The organism is Salinivibrio kushneri (assembly GCF_027286325.1).
In the GTDB taxonomy this organism is placed as follows: Bacteria; Pseudomonadota; Gammaproteobacteria; order Enterobacterales; family Vibrionaceae; genus Salinivibrio; species Salinivibrio kushneri_A.
Genome location: NZ_CP114588.1, coordinates 83,949 through 101,070, shown reverse-complemented (window position 1 = coordinate 101,070; position 17,122 = coordinate 83,949). Strand labels below are relative to the sequence as shown.

The window sequence follows — 17,122 nt, the reverse complement described above, 5'->3', positions numbered from 1 at the left end:
ATTAAACTCAGCGCTAGGATTCGTCGTTGGTGCCTCAGCACGGCTCCCTCCTGCCTCACGGCATCAATGCAAAGCCTTACTGCTTGTCGCCACATATCAACGTCGCACGCTGTGATAGCGGTCAGAGTAGCGATATCAGCAAGCCGTCGTTAAGGAAAAACCTCGATACAGCTGGTCACATTCATTAACGTTTTATTTACATTCAATTTAGGAGAGGTTTGCCCAAAGGACAAAAAAACAGAGGGAAAAAGATTGTGATGCCAAGCACATACTGATGCTCAACACAGTAAGCAGGGGGCTCCATGGCATCAGATTTCGATATGTAGCACCACCGGCGTAAAGCGGAGGCGATAGCGAGGCATCGCTGCCAGTGCACGCTGCCATAGACGCCACCGTGGGCACGGCTTATCGAGCGGAGATTTTTCTTCCACGCGACACGCCCAAGGTAACGCATTAATGATCGCCATTCTGGGATCGGTGAATCCGTGTTGATAGCGCTCACAGCCGAGTTTTTGACCCATTCGGGTATGACATTTATCCCCCGCCAAGACCAAACAAGCCTCAAGTTGAGGGAAATAACGGCTAATGTGGTGGCAAAAGGCAGAAATTTCTTGGTTAGTGCATTCTAGCAAGGCTTGATCGCAAATCAGCATGGTGGGATGACCAGCAGGCACCGCCAGTTGCTCCAGCCAATCAAGCTGCTTTACCGAACCTTGCACCATGCGAAAACGCTCACTGGTATGAAAGAGGCGCTCTCGCCAGAGCAGGGTCTCGTCCACGTCCACTTCCAACCAGCGACAGCGGCCGTTATCTAGTCGGTAAAAACGGGTATCGAGTCCGCCACCCACGTTAATAATCCACGCAGTGGGATGCTGGGCTAAGAATTGTTTTACGATGCCATCGCATTGGCTGGTCAGCGTGGCATAGAGAAGCTGGGTTTGATCTAGGTTGTGCCAGTCACATTCAGGTTGCAACACGCACCCCTGGCAAGCGGCAGCCGCCATGGGATCATAGATCACGCCGTCGTCAGTCAGGCTCTCACGACTGCGCAGCCACATTGGCTTAAATAGCTTACTGGGAACAGAATGCTGTTGAGTACGCACGGACACCTCCACACACGATAATCACTGATGATAATAATTATCGTTTAACTGAGCAAGAATGCAAAGGTGTTTTTTTAACCGCGTTCCAATGGCGGACGCTATCGCCCGCCAAGGTCCAGATTACATCCAGTCGGTATTACGGATCACGCCCACAGCGACGCCTTCAATAGTCAGCGATTGTGCGGTTAAGTCCACCGAAATTGGCATAAATTCGTCGTTTTCAGCATGAAGCACCACTTGCGAACCTTTTTTCTCAAGACGCTTCACGGTCACATCGTCATCGACACGGGCAACCACCACTTGGCCGTTGTGCACATCTTGCGTTTTGTGTACCGCCAGCAAATCACCGTCGAGAATACCGATGTCTTTCATGCTCATCCCATTGACACGAAGCAGGAAGTCAGCATTGGGCTTGAACAGAGCAGGATCGACCTGATAGTGGCTTTCGACGTGCTCTTGCGCCAGTATTGGCTCACCGGCGGCGACACGACCAATTAAGGGCAGCCCTTGCTCTTCGGGCGTGACCACTTCTTCTTCACTGATCAAACGAATACCACGTGATGCCCCTGGAATGATTTCCAACACACCTTTACGGGCCAAGGCTTTTAAATGCTCCTCTGCGGCATTCGCGGAACGAAACCCCAATTGACGGGCGATCTCGGCGCGGGTCGGGGGCATTCCTGTTTCTTCAATGTGGGCTTTAATCAAATCGAAGATTTGTTGCTGTCTCGCGGTTAACGGCTTCATGCTCTTACCTGTCTTTTTATACAGTTAACTGTGAGTATATCCAGTAATCTACGGCTTGAAAAGCACTAATTATGCGCACGAGAAGCGGATCGCATTCTCGTGAACGCCGCCGATTGCACGCAGGAGAGCGGTAAATCTCGACCTTTGTTTGCAAGTTCGCGGCACTTTTCTGCTATCCTTGGCGCGCATTTTGAATTTGAGGCACTGACAATCATGGCGCTCTGGCAAAAGATTTATTACAAGCTATTGAATTTGCCGCTTTCTGCCTGGGTAAAAACCCAATGTATTCCCTCTGAACCGGTCGAACAGCTTAATCTGTCACTCGCACGGCCCATCGTGTATGTGTTGCCGTTTCGGTCTCATTCCGATTTATTAACCTTACGGCGTACGTGTCTGCGTCAAGGGCTTCCCGATCCGTTAACGCCCTTGACCATTGGCGATGTCACCTTGCCGCGCTACGTGTTTATTAGCCACGGACGCAAGGTGTTTTCCGGCGATGACGATCTGCCTGCACGCTCGCTCGCGCATTTTAAAGACTTACTCCATTTACACCGACAAGATAGCGAGCTAGATATTCAACTCGTGCCTGCCTCGGTGCTTTGGCAGCGCGATCCGGGCAATGAAACCCAGCGCCACCAAGCTATTTTGCGCGCAATGAATGGCCCCGAGAAGCTGTGGACCATTCTTACTCGTGGCCGGGATGGCATGGTGCGTATCAGCCAGGCGGTGTCGCTGCGTTATATGGCCGACAGGCACGGCACCGACCAAGCCATCGCCCATAAACTGGCGCGGGTGGCAATGATCCACTTCTCGCGCCAAAAGCTTGCCGCTTCAGGGCCGCGCTTGCCCAACCGTGGCTTGCTGTTTAAGCGACTGCTTGCGTCGAAAGCCATCGATAAAGTGGTACACGACGAAGCGCAAAGCCGTGACGTTTCGGTGGAGAAAGTCCGTAAAGAAGCGGTCGATATGATGGAAGAGATCGCCGCCAACTTTTCCTATCGTTTGATTCGTTACAGTGACCGCATTCTTACTTGGCTGTGGAACAAGCTCTATCAAGGCATTCATGTCAACAACGCCGAGCGTGTGCGTCAATTGGCGCAAGATGGCCACGAGATTGTCTACGTGCCCTGCCACCGCTCGCACATGGATTACCTGCTACTTTCGTACGTGTTATACAAAGAGGGCTTGGTACCGCCGCATATTGCCGCTGGTGTGAACCTCAACTTCTTCCCGGCCGGACCCTTGTTCCGCCGTGGTGGTGCCTTCTTTATTCGTCGTAGCTTTAAGGGCAACCGCCTGTATTCCACCGTTTTCCGCGAGTACTTGGCCGAGCTATTTGCCCGAGGTTACTCGGTCGAGTACTTTGCCGAAGGAGGCCGCTCTCGCACAGGCCGCTTACTGCCAGCGAAAACGGGCATGCTCGCCATGACCTTGCAAGCGATGCTTCGCGGTCAACAGCGCCCCATTACCTTGGTGCCTGTCTATATCGGCTACGAGCACGTGATGGAGGTCAACACCTACGCCAAAGAACTTCAAGGCCAACGCAAAGAGAAAGAAAGCTTTGGCCAGGTGCTAGGTATCGTGCGCAAACTGCGTAATTATGGCCTCGGTTACGTTAACTTTGGCGAGCCCATTGCACTCAATCAGCACCTTAATGAACAAGTCCCTGACTGGCATGACTACGTCAATCCGATCGAGCCACAAAAGCCAGCGTGGATGAACCCAGTCGTCAGCGATTTGGCCACCAAGGTGATGACCCACATTAACGATGCGGCGGCCACTAACGCCCTCAACTTATGTGCCACCGCGTTGCTGGCCTCGCGTCAGCGCGCCTTAAGCCGTGAGGCACTCGAAACACAACTGGGTGTGTATAAGGCCTTGTTAACGCAAGCGCCTTACTCGCCAAGCAGCAGTGTCCCTCAAGATTCACCGGCGGATTTGGTCGATCACGCGTTATCACTCAACAAACTGATTGTCGAAAAAGACACCATGGGTGAAGTGATTTCTTTGGATCGCCAACAAGCCATCTTAATGACTTACTACCGCAACAATGTGATTCATCTGGTGGCGCTGCCATCGCTGATCGCACAAATATTGGTGACCCACCAGTCAATCAGCCAATCGGGTTTGCGGGCTTGCGTGCAGCAGCTGTATCCCTTGCTCAAAGCCGAGCTCTTTATGAGCTTTGATGACGCGGGACTCGAAAGCTATTTCGATGCCTTGCTACATGCGATGCACGATCAGTCGCTACTGTGTTGTGACGATGGCAAAGTGACTATGAACAAGGCGAAGCTCGGTGAACTGCAATTGCTGGGGCGTACCATTGCCGAGACGCTGCAGCGCTACGCGATTACGCTCACCTTATTCAGCCACCAGCCGCACATTGATAAGCGCGATTTGGAAAAACACAGCCAAATGCTGGCGCAGCGCCTGAGCCGCTTACACGGTATTAATGCACCTGAGTTTTTTGATAAAGGCGTATTTAGCACCTTCGTCGATACACTCCGTGAGCAAGGCTATCTCGATGATGATGCCAAAGCCAATGCCGAGCGTATCGCCGCACTGAACAATTTAGTGTGCGAGTTAATTTCACCGGAAGTGCAATTGACCATTCAAGCGGTGCTTAATCAGCCACTAGGTACGCACAAGGCGGACAAAAGCTAAGCGAAACCGTCCGTTCATCAATCAATCCTGATCAAAAAAGGCGCTTTACCAAACCAAGGAGCGCCTTTTTTATCATGCTTTTTTCAAACTCGGCTAACCGTATACACCTAGCAATACACCAATAAAAATCACTAGGCCGACATAGTTATTGTTCAAAAAGGCTTTGAAGCACGCCATTCGTTCGCGCTCTCTGGCGAGGTATTGCTGATAGACAAACAAAGCAAAGGCGGCCAATAGGCTCCACTGATAGGCTGGCGACAGCGCTAACCACTGCCCGGCGAGCATCAGCAGCCCTAGGGTGAGCAATTGCAAGCCACCCACTGCCGCTTTGTCCCAGCGGCCAAATAAAATGGCGGTCGATTTGATGCCAATTTTAACGTCATCGTCTCTGTCGACCATGGCATATAAGGTGTCGTAAGCGATGGTCCAACAAATGTTCGCCAGAAACAGCAACCAAACCACTGGTGGCAGCGCATTTTGCGCCGCCGCAAACGCCATCGGGATCGCCCAGCTAAACGCCAGCCCCAATACTAACTGAGGCAGATGGGTGTAGCGCTTCATAAAAGGGTAAACAAACGCCAGTGCAACACCGACAAAAGACAATTGAATGGTCAAACGGTTTTGGGTCAGCACCAGCAAAAAAGCGCCCAATACCAACGCGATAAAAAAGCCAATGGCCTCTTTTTCGCTGATCAGTCCGGCCGGTAAGGGCCTGTCTTTGGTGCGCTTAACATGGCCATCGACGTGGCGATCTGCGTAGTCATTAATCACGCAACCTGCAGCACGCATCATATATACACCGAGCACAAAGACCACTAAAGTTGATATTGGCGGTAGGCCATCCGCTGCTAAAAACAAAGCCCATAGCGTTGGCCATAACAGCAGTAACGTGCCAATAGGCCGGTCTAGACGGGCCAGCTGTCCAAAGGCAGCCAGTTTTGCGCTCATGCAGGGATCTCCTTTCCATACACAGGGGAGTCTGGCAGAAACAGTTCCGCCACTAACATCGGCCGATTGTGGAGCCAAAGACGAGAGCGACGCGCATGCAACTGATGGGACAGGCACACCACATTAGCGGTTTCAATCGCATCACGGCGTGAGGCGCGCTGTTTAAACACATGTTGACCTAATGGCTCGGTGCCCAAGGCATGCAAGTGTCCCCCTTGCCCTTCTAAGGTTGAAGCGGGCATCAGGGTGCGTGCGCACAGCCAAGGAAGCCCATCACCTTTTAATACCACTTCGCGCACCACACACGCCTCTTGGCCAATCAGCGCAATTTCGCTGTCGGTCAGTTTGTCTGGGGTTAATTGATAAACAGCAACCACATCGACGTCAAAGTCATGACAGTGGCGCTTTAGCCTCGCCGTCATCGAGTGCGATTCGAGTAACCAACTGCCCTCTGCGGTGCGCTTTAGCGCCGCAATATCTGGTCGCTCCCAGCGTGCTGTTTGCAGCGCCTCTAAATAGGTATGATTTAATTCCGACATTGTTTCCTGTGCCACATCGCGCAAAATTCGCCTGTCCTTACCGCTAAGGGGTGGACAATGTTGCTATACTCGGCTGGTAATTGTATCAGGCTGGTTGCGTTTGGAGAATGCGCTCGGCCTACTCCTATCACACCATGAACGGAATTACTGGGCCACTATGAGTAAAAAACAACCCCTATTAATGGTCGTGTTGAGCCTTTTTTTCTGGCTCAGCGCAGCAGTCCATGCACAAGAAGAGGGGGAGGGTAACCCCAAATACAGTTACTATTCCTTGGAGCCTGAGATCACCACCAACTACGTGACCGAAGGTCGCCGACTGGGCTTTATTAAGATAAAAGTGGAGCTGATGGTCGATAACCCCAAACTGATTAGTGAGCTTGAGTACCACTCTCCGCTGATCCGCGATGTGATTATTGAAACCTTGAACCAACAAACCGCCACTCAGATTAAGTCGTTGTCTGGCCGAGAGACAATTCGGAAAAAGTGTCTAGAAAAGGTCAACGAGCACTTATTAGCCGAAACCAATCGCCGTATGCTCACCGACCTATTATTCACTAAATACTTATACCAATAATTACTCAGCGGTGACGTCAGCGACTGACTCAGGGTGGCTAATCACCTCAAGGTGGCTACCCTGCGCGCTCAGCATGTCACGGATCTGCGCCGGTGGCGTGGCGTCAGTAAACACCATATCAAGCTGGGTGATATTCCCTAGGTTTACCATGGCATTACGGCCAAACTTGGTGTGGTCTGCCGCTAACATCACACAGCGACTATTATCTAAGATCGCCTTTTTCACCCGCACTTCATGGTAGTCAAAGTCCAGCAGTGAGCCGTCATCATCAATACCACTGATACCAAGAATGCCAAAGTCGAGCCGAAACTGAGAGACAAAGTCGAGTGTGGCCTCACCGACAATCCCGCCATCGCGGTTACGTACTTCGCCGCCAGCAATAATCACCGTAAAATCCTGCTTTGGCATCAGGATCGCGGCAGCATTCAAGTTATTGGTCACTACCCGCAAGTTTTGGTGATCTAACAATGCCCGTGCCACTGCTTCAGGTGTGGTGCCAATGTCGATAAACAAGGTAGCGCCATCGGGAATGTGTTGGACAAGCGCTTGGGCGATGGTGTCTTTTTCATGCTGCTGAAGCACTTTACGGGTGGCATACGCGGTATTTTCAGAGCTGGATGGCACTGTCGCACCACCATGATGGCGACGAATATGGTTCTCTGCAGCCAGCTCGTTAAGATCGCGTCGAATGGTTTGCGGGCTGACATTGAAGCGCTCAACCAAGTCTTCCGTGCTCACGTATCCTTGTGATTTAACCAGATCAATGATTTGCTGATGACGTTTGTTTTGCTTCACTGCTTCTCCCCTTACAAAAAAAGCCCCCGCGATCACGAGGGCTTCCTAGTTTACGCATAGCCACTAGGCGATGCCAAGACAGATCATTTAGGCAGCGTGCACAGCTGTGTCACGACGCACACGATGCTCCCCGACCCATGCTAAACACAAGAAGAAGATGGCCAACCCACACCCTCCGGTGAGTAGCATAAAGCCACCGTCCCAGCCAAAGTGATCCACGGTGTAACCAAGCGCGATGTTCGCGACAACCGCGCCACCTAGATAGCCGAATAAGCCGGTCAGGCCTGCCGCGGTGCCCGCTGCTTTTTTCGGTGCCAGCTCCAGCGCATACAGACCAATTAACATCACCGGCCCATAAATTAAGAAGCCAATCGCCACCAGCGCGACCATATCGATGCCTGGGTTACCAGCTGGGTTAAACCAGTATACCAACACTGCCACGGTCACCAGCACCATAAACAGTACACCGGCAGGCGCCCGCGCCCCTTTGAAGAACTTATCAGACATCCAACCACACAGTAAGGTGCCAGGGATCCCTGCCCATTCATAGAGGAAGTAGGCCCAAGAGGATTTGTCCACGGTAAAGCCTTTGGCTTCATCGAGATAAACCGGTGCCCAATCGAGTACGCCATAACGAATCAAATAAACAAACGCGTTAGCAATCGCGATGTACCATAGCAGACGGTTCTTCATCACATAGGTGACGAAAATGTCTTTAGCAGTCATCTCTTTCTCGAACGCTTCCTCGTCATAGTTTTCCGGGTAATCGTCTTTATACTCTTCAATCGGTGGCAAGCCACACGATTGTGGGGTGTCGCGAAGGGTTAGCCAGATAAACACAGCAACCAGTGCGGCAAAAAACGCCGGGACATAGAAGGAAGCACGCCAGTCATCATTGAATAGCCACAAGCCAAGCAAGAATAGCGGCCCAATCAAACCACCCCCGACGTTGTGCGCCACGTTCCAAACAGACACCAGCTCACCACGCTCTTTCCGTGACCACCAGTGCACCATGGTACGCCCGCAAGCGGGCCAGCCCATGCCTTGTACCCAACCGTTGATAAACAGCAGGATAAACATGATGGTAATGCTGCTGGTTGTCCAAGGCAGAAAACCAAAACTGAACATCACCAGCGATGACATTAACAGGCCAGCACTTAAGAAATAACGTGGGTTTGAGCGGTCTGAAACACTGCCCATTAAGAATTTTGATAAACCGTAAGCAATCGAGACAGCGGCCAGGGCTACCCCCAAATCGCCACGGCTAAAGCCATATTCATCAATCAAATACGGCATAGCCAAACTAAAGTTTTTACGCACGAGATAATAACCGGCGTAGCCGATAAAAATCCCAATAAACAATTGCCAACGTAATCGAGTGTAGGTGTCACCGATTTGCGCTTGGGGCAATCTTTGCCGGTGAGCAGCCGGACGGAAGATTCCAAACATGAGAGGGTCCTCAGTAAGATGTACGCGATGGATTTATAAAAGGATAAAAATCAAAGAAATGAGCAAGTAATTTTTCGTGTTCGCTCAACGAGTGGAATAATTACTTAAAATGAAAGTGAAAACCGTGAAAGCGAACATAAAAACATAGATCTGACGCAATAAAATTGCGCTTACGAACAAAAAAAGAGCAGATACCTGCTCTTTTTTACATCAACGGCGGATAAACCCACCATAGTTAGACCCCTTTCAACCCGATGGATGACGTTTCGCATCCCAAAGCGCCAGCAAACAGCCGATGATCAGACCAAATAAATGCGCCATATTGGCAATGTTCATGCCCATCGGTTGGAAAAAACCAATCACCAGCCACGCCAGCATAAAGACAACATACGCCTTTTCCACCGTGAGACCACGCGATGGCGCCAACCAGGTCATCCACCACAGATAGCCTAACAGTGCGTAAACCACGCCCGAGAGACCACCAAAGTAAGGCCCTTCCAGCCAATACTGGCCTAACCCAGAGAAAAGCGCCGCGAATAGAAAGATTTGAACCAGCTTACTGCTGCTGCCGAGGCGCTCAATCCGGCCACCAAGCACCCACCACCAGAGTAAGTTGAAAATAATATGCAACGCAGAAAAATGCAGCAGTGCATGGCTGAATAGACGCCACAGCTGCCAGCGCTGTTCACTGTCTGCCGGAAACAGCAAGCTGCGCACGACGACCTCAAACCCACCGAGCGTCATGAGTGCAAACAACACCACGCTGGCACCCATGACCATCAGGGTGACCGGGCCAGACTTATCTTTAACGGTTTGCCATAACCCGGCTGACGGATAATGAAAACGAGCATGACGGGTTTCAGCCACTTGCCAAGACGCCGCTTGATAACGACTGTGCATGGGATCAGCGATAAATCGTTCCAGCTCGCTATCCACCCACGCCTTGTCGTTATCGTTGACTAACCAAATCGCCACTTGTGCGTCTGGCTCGGGGGCAAGCTCAAGGCTAACCTGATGCGCCGCCGCATAATCGACAAACGCCTGTGCCAAGCGCGCATTTGGCAGTACCGCAAGTTTTTGCATCACGTGTCCTATTGATGATCACTATTTAAGATCGATACCCGACGCGGTAGGCAACGCTTGGCGCTGCCACGCCTCAAAGCCGCCATCGACACTGTATACCGCATCAAACCCTTGGTTGATCAAATACTGTGCCGCCCCTTGACTGCTAATACCGTGATAACACATCACCAGCACCGGCTGATCAAAGTCAACCTGATCCATAAACGCCACCAAGGTGTCGTTCGTCAGGTGGTACGCATCTTGAGGGTGAGCAACCTGAAATGTTTGCGGATCGCGAATATCGACTAATACTGCATTTTGCTGATCATCACGCAGCATTTCCCACGCATCGGTCACAGAGATGTGTGCAAACTGATCCATACCTTTTACCTCTTCACTCACAAAGTTATTCCCAACTGACGTCACACGGCGATAACGTGCTCCTCACGGTGAGCCTGCATTGTACCTGAGTTTGCGCACATGCGTCTGCGTCACCAAACGAGCACCGTGCGTTTTTTGATCGACTGTGGAAAAAGGTGTGGATTGCGTTGATAAGCGATGATCGTTAGTTTGGATCCACTAGATGTAGTAAGGATCCAGGATAAGCTGTGAATAACTTTTTAATATCATTCTGTTCATCCATTCGATAGGCATAAAAAAACCGGCCTCATGGCCGGTTCATCTTTGAGTTGCTGCGCGCTTACAGCGCATCACCCATTGCTTGTTTCAGTTTTTTCATCGCGTTCTTCTCAAGCTGACGAATACGCTCCGCCGACACTTGGTAATGATCCGCGAGATCTTGCAATGTGGCTTTATCATCGTCTAACCAACGCGAGCGAACAATATGTTGGCTGCGCTCGTCCAGTGCCGAGAGTGCGCTGGCCAAACGGCGATTGGCGTGTGATTCCCAGTTCTCCGCTTCTAACGAGGCGGCAATATCGGAGGTTTTGTCCTCCAGATAATACACAGGGGCCATTGGACCGTTTTCGCGCTCATCGTCGGCATTCGCCGGCGCTTCAAAGGTCGCATCTTGTGCGGCCAACCGAGCTTCCATTTCGCGGACCTCAGACGCTTCTACGCCGAGTTGTTCTGCGACCATATTCACTTCGTCGTTATTAAACCAACCTAAGCGCTTTTTGTTTTTGCGTAAGTTAAAGAAGAGCTTACGCTGCGCTTTGGTGGTTGCCACTTTAACGATACGCCAGTTACGCAATACGTACTCGTGAATTTCAGCTTTGATCCAATGGACAGCAAAGGACACGAGGCGCACGCCAACCTCTGGGTTGAAGCGCTTCACCGCCTTCATCAAGCCAATGTTGCCTTCTTGTACCAAGTCTGCCATCGGGAGACCGTATCCGGTGTATCCACGGGCGATATGAACAACAAAACGCAAGTGAGATAAGATCAGCGACTTCGCCGCCTCCAAATCACCGTGATAATGGAGACGCTCGGCCAGCGAATGCTCCTCTTCAGCGCTGAGCATAGGGTGGCTGTTTACCGCTTGCAGATAACCGTCGATGTTATCTTGAACAATCGGTGCCAATGCGTTCATCTCTTTTGTCATTCAAACCTCGTTTCCGAATCGTCGAAGACCGAATTGCTGATTAAGCATGCAAAAATATACCCAAGCAGGGGCAAACTGCAAGCCTTTATCTGTGTGTTGTGGGTTTATGACCGTATTACCCCTACACAGGTTCAATTTCTTTTAAATGTCGGCGCGTTGCCAGTAATGCTGCCAACACCCCTAATAAGGTTGACGCCATTAATAATAGCAAAGATTCATCCCAATTCAGTCCGCTGAGGGTGAAGGGACTGTCATAAAGCTGTGCGAATTGTCGCACCGCCCCATCCATCATCCAGGTATTTAACGCCGTGAGTAGCCAAGCGAGTACCGCGGCTAGCACACCTAGCCACGCCCCCATATAAAGATAAGGGCGGAGAATAAAACTGTCGGTGGCCCCCACCATTTTCATCACCTGGATCCGTGCACGATGGTGCAGCACCTGCAAACGCAAGGTATTACCCACCAATAACACCACCGCGGCTAGCATCAACCCGGAAAAAAGCCAGGCAAGCGTGACCGCCAAGGTTTTAATCGCGTCCAACCGTGCCAGCCAGTCGGTATCTAACCGTACTTCATCCACTTCAGCTAATGCCGCAAGCTTTTCAGATAAGGCTTCTACGCGGGCGGACAACGAAGCGGATTCCTCTCCGTCGGCGCTGGTCACATCCGGAACCACCACCAACACCGCGGGCAGTGGATTACGATCAAGCAAGCTCACCGCTTGGTTAAAGCCTCGCTGCTGTTTTAACGATGCCATCCCTTGGTCGGGCGAAATGTACTCAATGCTATCAATCGCGGGCCAGTCACCCAGCTGCTTTGCCAACGCTTCACCTTGTTGCGACGACTGATCGGGGGTTAAGAACACATTGATCTCGGCAGGGCTATGCCACTGCGCACTCACTGCCACCACATTCTTGGCTAATAGGTAGAACGTGGCGGGTAACGACAGTGCAACCGCTAGCACCATCAAGGTGAGCAGATTCCCCATCGGGCGTTGAAACAGATCCTGCCAGGCGGTTAATGCGTGGCGTTTTTGCGTTTGGATGAAAGATTCAGCCATGCCCCACCTCCGCCAAGCTGCCTTGCTGAAGGTCAAAGCGCCTTAGATGACGATATTGCTCAAGCAAGCTGGTGTCATGAGTCGCCATGAGAATGGTCACGCCCACTTGATTGAACAGGCGAAAAAGCTCCATGATTTGCGCTGACAACGCGGCATCGAGATTTCCTGTCGGCTCGTCCGCCAACAGCACTTGCGGGCGATTCACCACCGCCCGGGCAATCCCAACACGCTGCTGTTCGCCCCCTGATAGCTGAATCGGGAAACAACGCGCTTTATCCAACAGCCCCACTTTATCTAACGCCGCAGACACGCGTTTTTTGATTTCACCTTCTGGCTGCTGCTCAATACGCAGCGGCAACGCCACATTCTCGTAAACCGTCGCGTCCATCAGCAGGTTATGGTCTTGAAAAATGATCCCCAAGTGACGCCGCAAAAACGGTATATCTTGGCGCGGAATGCGGGATATATCATGGCCATTGAAATATATTTGCCCATCGCTGGGGCGTTCAATGGCGCAGATCAGTTTCAGCAGCGTGCTTTTCCCGGCGCCAGAATGGCCGGTTAACAGCGCCATATCCCCTTTGGGAAGCTCAAAGCTGACTTTTTGCAGCGCCTGACGACCGCCCCGATAGGCTTTACTTACCTGCTGAAACTGAATCACGGTTATTCCTCCCGGCTAAAGAGCGCCTCGATAAAGTCGTTGGCGTTAAAGGTGCGTAAATCTTCAATGCCTTCACCGACACCAATATAGCGAATCGGAATATTAAATTGTTCTGCCACGGCAAAAATCACGCCGCCTTTGGCAGTACCGTCTAATTTTGTCAGCGTAATACCCGTTATCGGTGCAATCTCATTGAACAATTTCGCTTGGCTGATGGCGTTTTGCCCGGTGCCAGCATCCAGTGTCAGCATTACCTCGTGTGGGGCACCCACATCCAGCTTTTGCATCACACGCACAATCTTACGCAGCTCTTCCATCAAATTGGCTTTGTTCTGCAAGCGCCCTGCAGTATCGGCAATCACCACATCGACGTTGCGCGCTTTGGCCGCTTCAATTGCGTCATACAGCACGGAGGCACTGTCGGCGCCTGTGTGTTGCGCGACCACAGGCACCTGGTTGCGCTCGCCCCAGGCTTGCAGCTGTTCCACCGCCGCCGCACGGAAAGTGTCACCGGCAGCCAGCATCACCGACTTGCCTTGGTCTTGGAATTGGCGCGCCAATTTGCCAATGGTGGTGGTTTTCCCCACGCCATTGACGCCGACCATTAAGATCACGTACGGCTTTTGGTCGGTCAGCACCAGCGGTTGCTCGACCTTTTCCAGCATCTGCGCCATTTCTTGTTTGAGGATGCCATACAGAGCTTCGCCATCTTTTAAATCGCGGCGACTGGCTTTATCGGTCAGGTTATCAATGATTTTGGTGGTTGCTTCCATGCCCACATCGGCAATCAGCAACTGTTCTTCAAGCTCTTCGAACAGTTCATCATCGATCTTTTTGCCACTAAATAGGCCAAAGAACCCAGACCCTAAGTTGGTCTTGGTTTTTTGTAAGCCACGTTTTAGGCGGGCAAAAAAGCCTTCGCGCTGCGGTCTTTCCCGCTCGCGAACCGCAGCAGATTGTGAGTCTGGCTCTGGCTCTGGCTCTGGCTCTGGCTCTGGCTCTGGCTCTGGCTCTGGCTCTGGCTCTGGCTCTGGCTCTGGCTCTGGCTCTGGCTCTGGCTCTGGCTCTGGCTCTGGCTCTGGCTCTGGCTCTGGCTCTGGCTCTGGCTCTGGCTCTGGCTCTGGCTCTGGCTCTGGCTCTGGCTCTGGCTCTGGCTCTGGCTCTGGCTCTGGCTCTGGCTCTGGCTCTGGCTCTGGCTCTGGCTCTGGCTCTGGCTCTGGCTCTGGCTCTGGCTCTGGCTCTGGCTCTGGCTCTGGCTCTGGCTCTGGCTCTGGCTCTGGCACGGTATTGGCTTCGCTTTCGCTATCAGATGCAAGGGTTTCTTGCGGTTGTTGCGCGCTCGCCTCATCAATCGGTGTTTCTACCGATGTGGCTGACTCTGCCGTCTCTTCCGCCACGTCTGGCGCAGGCGTTGGCGACTCTTGTTCTGGTTCAGGCTGTGTCTGGTCTTTTTTCCGACCCAGACCCAGCCATGACATAAATCCACGTTTCTTTTTTTCTGCCATTGGCAAATCCTAAAGCATGCTTGATACAATCAGCGGCTCAATACCGAATCGGCATAGTCTATCACCTTCTTTACGGTCAAAAAATCTATGGTTAAACGCGCCAACCGCAAATCTTCATCGGCTCACAGCTCTCGTGGGGCTGGGTCTGTTCGTATTATTGCTGGCCGCTGGCGTGGCCGTAAGCTTGTGGTACAAGACGCACAAGGGTTACGCCCGACCACAGACCGGGTAAAAGAAACCGTATTTAATTGGCTGGCACCCTATTTACCAGGGGCACGCTGCTTGGATGTGTTTGCGGGCAGTGGCGGACTGGGGTTTGAGTCCCTCTCTCGCGGTGCAGCTTGGACGCAGTTTTGTGAAAAAAACCCCGCAGCAGCTAAGCAACTGCGAGATAACCTCGCGCAGCTTGGCGCAGAGAATGCGCAAGTAGACAGCACCGATGCCCTAACGCTTCTCGCCGCGCCGCCGCAAAACGGCCCATTCGATGTGGTCTTCGTCGATCCCCCGTTTCATCAAGGGTTACTTAACGACACCTTGACCGCGCTAGAAAACAACGGGTGGCTCGCACCTGGGGCATGCATTTACGTTGAAGCGGAAAGTGAGCTGGATGATTATCACGTCCCCGCGCACTGGCACTGCCACCGTGAAAAGCGTGCCGGACAAGTCAACTTCCGTCTATATTTCAACGACAAGGCATAAGAGAAACGCAATGAAAGGATTAATTTTACTCGCCAAAGCGGCCATCGCCTTTGTTTGGGTGGTCTTACTGGCTAACATTGTCCATCCATTTCCGGGTGTGGCCGCCATGGCGCTTTATATTATGACGGGCTTTTTGCTGGTCATGCACGGGCTACAAATGCTGATTTTCTTGGGCGCGTTTGGCGATAAAATCGCGATGACGCGCTGGGAAAAATGGTCAATCCTGATTTTTGGGATCTTTGCGCTGCTCGATATTCGCCGCAAGCATATGATGTAGCACTCACTCGCGACTATGCTGGCATTGCCAGCATAGTTCAAAACTGCCGGCGTTCTCTTCTCCACAGTGTTGGCATACCCAGTGCGTCTCGCTTTGCTCTTCATACGCCTGGAGTAATTGCCTTGCTTGAGCGACGTTTTCTGGCGCAACCCATAAGGTCACGCCTTGTACATCGGCAGGTAACTCGCCCACGGCCGCACTCAGCGCCTCGCCTTTCAATACACACTCAATGTGATGGCTAGATAACAGGCCTTTTAAGCTATGGGCCTCCAGTGTATTCATCGCTTGATAGACTTTTTCCATCCTTACCCTCCTTGGGCGATCACCACCGAGGCACTGATCAGTGCTTGCGCGAAAAAGTAACTCGACATCACCATCGCTTGTGCGGGGCGAAACTCACCTTTAAAGCGGGCAAACGCCAGCACGGTATCTGACACCATAAAGCTGATCGCGCCGGCCAATGCGAGCGCCGCCGCGGGCGAGTGGGTATTGAGCCAATATTCACCCGCCGCCCATACCATTTGGGTGATCACGGCAATATACACGGCCACAGGCAGCGCGAGCTGGCCCAAGTTTGGGAGCAGTAAAAGAAAGACGATAATGCCCAGCCCCGATAGCATGGCAGGCAACCACCACACCATATGGCCATCAAACTGTGCCCAAAATGCGAAGATATAGATAAGATGGGCGAGTAGAAAACTGGTTAACCCCTGCACAAATCTGTCTTTGGGGAGCATTAAAAAGACATCACCCACCACGGAGAACAACAACGCGACGAACACCCATTGCGCATAATGAGAAGCGCTAATGTGGGTACCCACTATCGCCATGAGCATCACAATAGTCAGCGGTTTAAAAAGATAAAACTGCCAACGCGGGCCCCGGTAGGCTGCGGAGATATGCAGCAGTCCAGAACAACAGACAGCGAACCAGCTCCACATGAGTATCATTCCTTTCAAGACAAGGACGCCAAGTCTATGCCGCGTTGGGCAGATGTCCAGCATCCCTTGATGAGAACAAGATCCAGTTTAAAAAAATCGCATCGCTAACCGTGAGGTGACAGATAATAACCTGACGCCTAGCCGCTCCATTGCGGCCACACTTGCGCATAAAAACCAATTGCCCCAGCGGTAAACAACAGGATAAGACCCGCGGCAAGCCGCCAAATCAACCGGTTGCTTCGCGGCACTAATTCTGACTCACAATACTTGCTCACTGATATGAATTCACGAATGTCGTCCACCTCATACCCGTCTTCGTGGACGACCTTGTTGCGAATGGTGGCGACGAAACGCAATTTTTTGATCACATCATGCGGCAGGCGTTTCTGGCTACTGTCGATGAGCTGATGGAGCCCCTTCCCTTCGGCGTGATAGTGCTCTCGTAGCAAGCTTTCTAAGCGCTTACTGTGCTTAATCACGACTGCAACGTCATCCATGGTGTTTCTCCTTACCGGCTCCCACCTTGTGAGTATG

At 51.9% G+C, this 17,122-nt stretch carries 19 protein-coding genes; 4 read left to right on the top strand and 15 right to left on the bottom strand.

The window, feature by feature from the left end:
• Positions 1-308: 308 nt before the first annotated feature.
• Both N8M53_RS00480 and lexA read right to left on the bottom strand, forming a co-directional pair.
• Positions 309-1,103 (bottom strand): class I SAM-dependent methyltransferase, encoded by a 795-nt coding sequence (locus N8M53_RS00480; RefSeq protein WP_332301568.1) that lies wholly within the window; start codon positions 1,101-1,103, stop codon positions 309-311.
• 120 nt (positions 1,104-1,223) lie between these two features.
• Positions 1,224-1,850, bottom strand: a complete 627-nt coding sequence (gene lexA, locus N8M53_RS00475) for a transcriptional repressor LexA (RefSeq protein WP_269579111.1) — start codon at positions 1,848-1,850, stop codon at positions 1,224-1,226.
• Positions 1,851-2,063: 213 nt separating this feature from the next.
• On the opposite strand from lexA, the gene plsB reads away from it, so the two are divergent.
• Positions 2,064-4,514 carry a glycerol-3-phosphate 1-O-acyltransferase PlsB gene (plsB, locus tag N8M53_RS00470; protein ID WP_269579110.1) on the top strand — a complete coding sequence of 817 codons (2,451 nt, stop codon included), beginning with the start codon at positions 2,064-2,066 and terminating at the stop codon, positions 4,512-4,514.
• 93 nt (positions 4,515-4,607) lie between these two features.
• On the opposite strand, the gene ubiA is transcribed toward plsB, so the two are convergent.
• The gene (gene ubiA / locus N8M53_RS00465) at positions 4,608-5,462 is read right to left on the bottom strand and encodes a 4-hydroxybenzoate octaprenyltransferase (RefSeq protein WP_269579109.1); all 855 of its coding nucleotides are present in this window, start codon (positions 5,460-5,462) and stop codon (positions 4,608-4,610) included.
• Positions 5,459-6,001, bottom strand: a complete 543-nt coding sequence (locus N8M53_RS00460) for a chorismate lyase (protein WP_269579108.1) — start codon at positions 5,999-6,001, stop codon at positions 5,459-5,461. The genes ubiA and N8M53_RS00460 overlap by 4 nt, the downstream gene beginning before the upstream one ends.
• Positions 6,002-6,158: 157 nt before the next feature.
• On the opposite strand from N8M53_RS00460, the gene N8M53_RS00455 reads away from it, so the two are divergent.
• Positions 6,159-6,575, top strand: coding sequence for a flagellar basal body-associated protein FliL (locus tag N8M53_RS00455; RefSeq protein ID WP_077771851.1), 417 nt, complete (start codon positions 6,159-6,161; stop codon positions 6,573-6,575).
• Here N8M53_RS00455 and N8M53_RS00450 read toward each other — a convergent pair whose 3' ends face one another.
• From N8M53_RS00450 to ftsY, 8 genes are all read right to left on the bottom strand, one after another.
• A complete protein-coding gene (locus N8M53_RS00450; RefSeq protein ID WP_269579107.1) occupies positions 6,576-7,370 on the bottom strand; it encodes a DeoR/GlpR family transcriptional regulator in 795 nt (264 codons plus the stop codon).
• A gap of 87 nt (positions 7,371-7,457) precedes the next feature.
• On the bottom strand, positions 7,458-8,819 hold the full coding sequence (glpT, locus tag N8M53_RS00445) for a glycerol-3-phosphate transporter (RefSeq protein ID WP_269579106.1): 1,362 nt from the start codon (positions 8,817-8,819) through the stop codon (positions 7,458-7,460).
• Between the two features lie 246 nt (positions 8,820-9,065).
• Positions 9,066-9,902: a rhomboid family intramembrane serine protease GlpG gene (gene glpG, locus N8M53_RS00440; protein ID WP_269579105.1), complete on the bottom strand. Its 837-nt coding sequence runs from the start codon at positions 9,900-9,902 to the stop codon at positions 9,066-9,068.
• Between the two features lie 21 nt (positions 9,903-9,923).
• Positions 9,924-10,262 (bottom strand): thiosulfate sulfurtransferase GlpE, encoded by a 339-nt coding sequence (gene glpE / locus N8M53_RS00435; protein WP_046074632.1) that lies wholly within the window; start codon positions 10,260-10,262, stop codon positions 9,924-9,926.
• A 319-nt stretch (positions 10,263-10,581) separates the two neighbouring features.
• The gene (gene rpoH / locus N8M53_RS00430) at positions 10,582-11,445 is read right to left on the bottom strand and encodes an RNA polymerase sigma factor RpoH (RefSeq protein ID WP_069361987.1); all 864 of its coding nucleotides are present in this window, start codon (positions 11,443-11,445) and stop codon (positions 10,582-10,584) included.
• 121 nt (positions 11,446-11,566) lie between these two features.
• The gene (gene ftsX / locus N8M53_RS00425; RefSeq protein WP_269579104.1) at positions 11,567-12,505 is read right to left on the bottom strand and encodes a permease-like cell division protein FtsX; all 939 of its coding nucleotides are present in this window, start codon (positions 12,503-12,505) and stop codon (positions 11,567-11,569) included.
• Positions 12,498-13,166 carry a cell division ATP-binding protein FtsE gene (gene ftsE, locus N8M53_RS00420; protein ID WP_269579103.1) on the bottom strand — a complete coding sequence of 223 codons (669 nt, stop codon included), beginning with the start codon at positions 13,164-13,166 and terminating at the stop codon, positions 12,498-12,500. Before ftsE ends, ftsX begins: the two co-directional genes overlap by 8 nt.
• Positions 13,167-13,168: 2 nt before the next feature.
• A complete protein-coding gene (gene ftsY / locus N8M53_RS00415) occupies positions 13,169-14,671 on the bottom strand; it encodes a signal recognition particle-docking protein FtsY (protein WP_269579102.1) in 1,503 nt (500 codons plus the stop codon).
• An 87-nt stretch (positions 14,672-14,758) separates the two neighbouring features.
• Here ftsY and rsmD point away from each other — a divergent pair, with 87 nt between their 5' ends.
• On the top strand, positions 14,759-15,370 hold the full coding sequence (gene rsmD, locus N8M53_RS00410; RefSeq protein WP_077771845.1) for a 16S rRNA (guanine(966)-N(2))-methyltransferase RsmD: 612 nt from the start codon (positions 14,759-14,761) through the stop codon (positions 15,368-15,370).
• 10 nt (positions 15,371-15,380) lie between these two features.
• Positions 15,381-15,647 carry a DUF1145 domain-containing protein gene (locus N8M53_RS00405; protein ID WP_269579101.1) on the top strand — a complete coding sequence of 89 codons (267 nt, stop codon included), beginning with the start codon at positions 15,381-15,383 and terminating at the stop codon, positions 15,645-15,647.
• Positions 15,648-15,650: 3 nt separating this feature from the next.
• On the opposite strand, the gene N8M53_RS00400 is transcribed toward N8M53_RS00405, so the two are convergent.
• From N8M53_RS00400 to N8M53_RS00390, 3 genes are all read right to left on the bottom strand, one after another.
• Positions 15,651-15,950, bottom strand: coding sequence for a DUF2007 domain-containing protein (locus N8M53_RS00400; protein WP_269579100.1), 300 nt, complete (start codon positions 15,948-15,950; stop codon positions 15,651-15,653).
• A gap of 2 nt (positions 15,951-15,952) precedes the next feature.
• A complete protein-coding gene (locus tag N8M53_RS00395; RefSeq protein ID WP_077771842.1) occupies positions 15,953-16,588 on the bottom strand; it encodes a lysoplasmalogenase in 636 nt (211 codons plus the stop codon).
• 137 nt (positions 16,589-16,725) lie between these two features.
• Positions 16,726-17,085: a DUF4145 domain-containing protein gene (locus N8M53_RS00390; protein WP_269579099.1), complete on the bottom strand. Its 360-nt coding sequence runs from the start codon at positions 17,083-17,085 to the stop codon at positions 16,726-16,728.
• Positions 17,086-17,122 lie beyond the last annotated feature (37 nt).